The sequence below is a fragment of the Mycetohabitans sp. B3 genome, assembly GCF_021498065.1.
In the GTDB taxonomy this organism is placed as follows: domain Bacteria; phylum Pseudomonadota; class Gammaproteobacteria; order Burkholderiales; family Burkholderiaceae; genus Mycetohabitans.
In genome coordinates this window covers 1-4876 of the sequence record NZ_JAHLKN010000048.1, presented here as the reverse complement: position 1 = coordinate 4876, position 4876 = coordinate 1, and the positions used below count along the sequence as shown (strand labels likewise).

Annotated in this window: 1 pseudogene; it reads right to left on the bottom strand. The window is 60.7% G+C overall.

Annotated features, from left to right (window positions below):
• Window positions 1–4876: pseudogene (locus KQH55_RS14580) on the bottom strand (amino acid adenylation domain-containing protein); the annotation flags it as partial.

The following is a 4876-nucleotide window of genomic DNA, read 5'->3' as shown; positions in this document are numbered from 1 at the left end:
GCACCGTTAAGCACGCTTCGATCTCGCCTGGTTCAATCCGAAAGCCGCGGATCTTCACTTGCTCATCGTTGCGCCCCAAATACTCCAGATTGCCGTCTGGTCGGTAACGCGCCACATCCCCGGTCTTATACAGCCGTGCACCCGCGTCCTCTGAGAACGGATCCGGCACAAAGCGTTCAGCGGTCAGCGTCGGGCGGTTCAGGTAACCGCGTGCGACGCCTGCGCCACCGATGTACAGTTCACCGACCGCACCCAGTGGCACTAGCTGCCCATGCGTGTCCAGCAGATAGATCCTTGTGTTCGCTATCGGCCGGCCGATGGATACCGTTGAGCCAGCCGTATTTCGCTGTTCGGAGAGGGATAAAAAGGAAGACCAGATGGTCGTCTCGGTGGGCCCGTACAGATTCCACACGCCTTGCGTCATGCCATCCAGCTGTGCGGATAAACTTACAGGTAGCGCTTCCCCGCCGCATAGTGCTGTCAAGTTAAGGGTTGGCTCGGGCAAATCCAAGAGCGCACGCCAAACCGACGGCACCGCTTGCATCACACTGATTCTTTGCTCGATGATCCGACTCTGAAGCTTGATTGGATCAGTGACATCCTCGCGGCGGGCCAGAACAACTGTCGCACCTTGGCTGATCGGTAGATATAGCTCTAACCCGGCAATATCGAAAGCGATGCTGGTCACAGCGAGTAGACGGTCGTGACTTGCCATACCAGGAGCGGAGGACATGGCCGCCAGGAAATTGACCACATTGCAATGCTCAACCATCACCCCTTTGGGCATACCGGTCGAGCCGGACGTATAGATCACATACGCCAGATGCCGGGTCGTCAGGCCCGCCACCGATGGATTCGTGTCCGGCAATGCTGGTAGGGCAGCCGGATCAAGCACCGTACACTCGGCCAGTGCCGCGTCGCCCAACGCAGCGCGCCCGGCCGCCTCCGCGAGCACGATGTTTGGTGCCGCATCGGCGAGGATGTGCGCTAAGCGCTCACTCGGATACGCAGGATCCAACGGCACATACGCGCCGCCGGCTTTCAAAATCGCCAGCAGCCCCACCACCAGTGCGGGACTACGCTCGACACAGATCGCCACGCGCGTGTCCGCCTTGACGCCTAACTCGATGAGCTGGTGTGCCAAGCGATTGGCCTGTGCGTTCAACTCAGCATAACTGAACGTTTGATCTTCATAGACCAGCGCCGGCACTTCGGGCGTACGCTCGACCTGCGCTTCGAATAACTGGTGCACGCACCGATGTGTCGGATAGTCCCGCTGCGTCGCATTCCATGTCTGCAGCAACAACTGGCGCTCCGCTTCAGGCAGCACCTGCAACTGCTGCACTGCGGTGTCGGACGTCGCCTCCAGCGCGTCAGTCAAGCTGTGTAGCGCCTGCTGCATATACGCGCACACTCGCTCCGGTTCCAGCGACGGCACGCTCTGGGCCGTTAGCCCCAACGCCTGCCCGAAGTCCTCGACCGACAGTGTTAGCGGGTAATTGGTGCGCTCCTGCGCGCTCAAGAGTTCAACACCCGGTAGCCCGCTACGCGCGCTTGAATCCATCGCATTGTGCCGGTAATTGAGCAGCGCACTAAAAAGCGGCGTGCCCGCCGGCACGCCACTGCAGCGCTGCGCGAGCGCCAGCGACGCATGCTCATGTTCCAACAGCTCCGCCAGGCGCGCATTCGTTGCATGCACAGCAGCCTGCACACTGCCGTCCAAATCCACGCGCAGCGGCAGCGTATTGATAAAGAGCCCCATCGCACGATCGGCGCCCTCACCCGCTTGCATCCGCCCAAACAGCACGGTGCCAAACACCACGTGCTGCTGACCGCTCGCGCGTGCAAGCACCTGCGCCCATGCTAAGTGACACAAGCTTGCCAAACTCACGCCCAGGCGCCGCGCCTGCGCACGCAGCCGATCGTTCAACACTGGCGGCAGCATCCGGTGTGATTCGCTTACTTCACTGCCGTCGCGCTGTACCTGTGCAAGCCCAAACGGCAGGGTCGGCTCCACGTCAGCGAGCAGCTCGGTAAAAAAGTGTTCGTGTTCGGCTTGGCTCACGCCCAGCCGGGCTTGCGCGACCAGATGGCGGAACGGCTGCGCCGGCGGCAGCGTGTCGCCTCGACCCTCGATGAATGCGCGCACCTCCGCATGCATCACTTCCAGCGTCGAGTGATCAATGATCAGATGGTGCAGCCGCTGCATGAGTAGCCAGCGGCCCTCATTGTCTTGTGCGATCGCACAGTGCAGCAGCGGCGCTTGCGTCAGCTCCAAACGTGTGTGACGCGAATCAAAGCGCCGTGCCAATTGCTCGGCGATCGGCCCGTCCGCGGCATCCAACGTCAGTTCGGTGATCGGCAGCCGCGCGTGGCGCCACACCACTTGCGCGGGCGTGGACACGCTTTCCCAGACAAACGCAGTGCGCAACATATCGTGGCGATCGATCACCTGCTGCAGCGCGTGCAAATACTGGTCAAGCCGCGCTCGCTTATCAAAGGCCAGCTGCTGCATTAGCAAATACGGATCACCTGTGCTGGACAGCAGATGGTGAAACAGCAGCCCGTCTTGCAGCGGCGACAGCGCATAAATGTCCTGGATATTGGCTACGCCACCGGGCACCTGCTCGACAATCTGGTCAATGTCCGCTTGCGTCAGCTCAATGAGCGGCAGCATCGACGGCGTAATTGCACTCGTATCGGGCGTGATCGCGTTGGGCGGCACCGCCACATCACGGCGCTGGCCCAATGTCTGCGCCAACGCACTGAGCACCGGCGTGTCGAACAGCGCACGCACGGATAACCCGACTCCCCGACACCGCAGACGCTCAATGAGCTGCACCGCCAGCAGCGAGTGCCCGCCGAGCGCAAAGAAGCTGTCGTGCCGACCGACACGTTCGACACCCAATAGCTCCGCCCAGATTGTCGCGAGTGTTGTCTCGAGCTCGCCTTGCGGCGCTTCATATGCTTGATACACCAGCGCGTCAGCGTCCGGTGCAGGCAGCGCACGCCGATCAAGCTTGCCGTTCGGTGTCAGCGGAAAAGCGTCCAGCCGCACGAACGCACTGGGCACCATATATTCAGGCAGCCTCGCCGCCATCTGTGCGCGCAGTGTGCTCGCCAATTGCTCATCCGCTTCGGCCTGCACATACGCCACCAGCCGCTTAGCCGAGCCCTCACCGGTTGCTACCACCACCGCATCACGCACCTGCGGATGCGCCGTTAAGCACGCTTCGACCTCCCCCGGTTCAATCCGAAAGCCACGGATTTTCACTTGCTCATCGTTGCGCCCCACAAACTCCAGATTGCCGTCCGGTAAATAACGCGCCAAGTCACCAGTCTTATACAGCCGCGCACCCGCTTCATCGGAGAACGGATCCGGCACAAAGCGCTCGGCGGTCAACTCCGGGCGGTTCAAATAGCCACGTGCGACGCCTGCGCCGCCAATAGATAACTCGCCGACCGCACCCAGGGGCACCGGCTGCCCATGCGCATCGAGCAGATAAACGCGCGTGTTCGCAATCGGCCGGCCGATTGGCACAGTATCTCCCCTGTATAGTTTGCCGGGCAAGTCCAGGCCGTCACGTCAATTGCTGCTTCCGTCGGACCATACAAGTTGTACAGCTGCGCGCCCGGTAACAGCGTTTGGCAAAGCCGTACACTCGCCCCTGGCAGCGCTTCGCCACTGCAAATCAGCCGTTTCACAGACGTACAGTGCTGAACCCCTTCATTGTGCAAAAACAGGCTAAGCATGGACGGCACAAAATGAGCCGTGGTAACGCGCTGCCGAGTGATCAACTCTATCAGGGCAGCCGGATCTTTATGCACATCGGGTGCCGCCACAACCAGAGTAGCGCCATTGAGCAAAGTCCAGAAAAACTCCCAGACAGACACGTCGAAGCTAACGGGTGTTTTCTGAAGCACACAATCGGCCATCGTCAAACCATAAACTTGTTGCATCCACACCAGACGATTGACGAGCGCCTGGTGCTCATTTTGTACGCCCTTGGGCGTGCCGGTGGAACCGGATGTGTAGATCACATACGCCAGATGCCGGGCCGTCAGCGCGGCAACCGATGGATTCGTGTCCGGCAACGCCGGCAGGGTGGTCGGATCGAGCACCGTACACTCAGCGAGCGCCGCCTCGCCCAACGCCGCGCGCCCGGCCGCATCCGCGAGCACAATCTTCGGTGCCGCATCGGCGAGGATGTGTGCCAAGCGCTCACCCGGATAGCTTGGATCGAGCGGCACATACGCACCGCCGGCCTTCAGAATCGCCAGCAGCCCCACAACCAGTGCGGCACTGCGCTGCACGCAGATCGCCACGCGCGCATCGGGCTTGACGCCCCACTCGATCAGCTGGTGCGCGAGGCGATTGGCCCGGGCATTCAGCTGCGCATAACTGAACGTTTGATCTTCATACACCAGCGCCTGCGCTTCGGGCGTGCGCTCAACCTGTGCTTCGAACAACTGGTGGATGCATAAGTGCGATGGATAGTCTTGTTTTGTCGCATTCCACTCAATCAGTAGCCGATGCCGCTCGTCAGCGTCGAGCAGATCGATGCTATCAATCGATTGCGTGGCATCGGCAGCAAGCACTTGCATGAACCGGATAAACCGGCGCTGATGCGCGCCAAGCATCTCTGCAGTGTAGCAAGCAGGATTGGCATCCAAGTCGATCCGTAATTGACGGCTATTGGGTGTCCAATAAACACCAATCATCAGATCCTCAACCGGACCCGCGAGCAGATTATGGCTCGTCGATGAATGCCCGCCAAACGACAGCGCATAGTCAAACGGCATCACGTTGACCTTGATGCCCAATAGTGACTGCCCCGGCGCCAGCCCAAGTTGACGCTGCAGCGCTTCGCTCGGG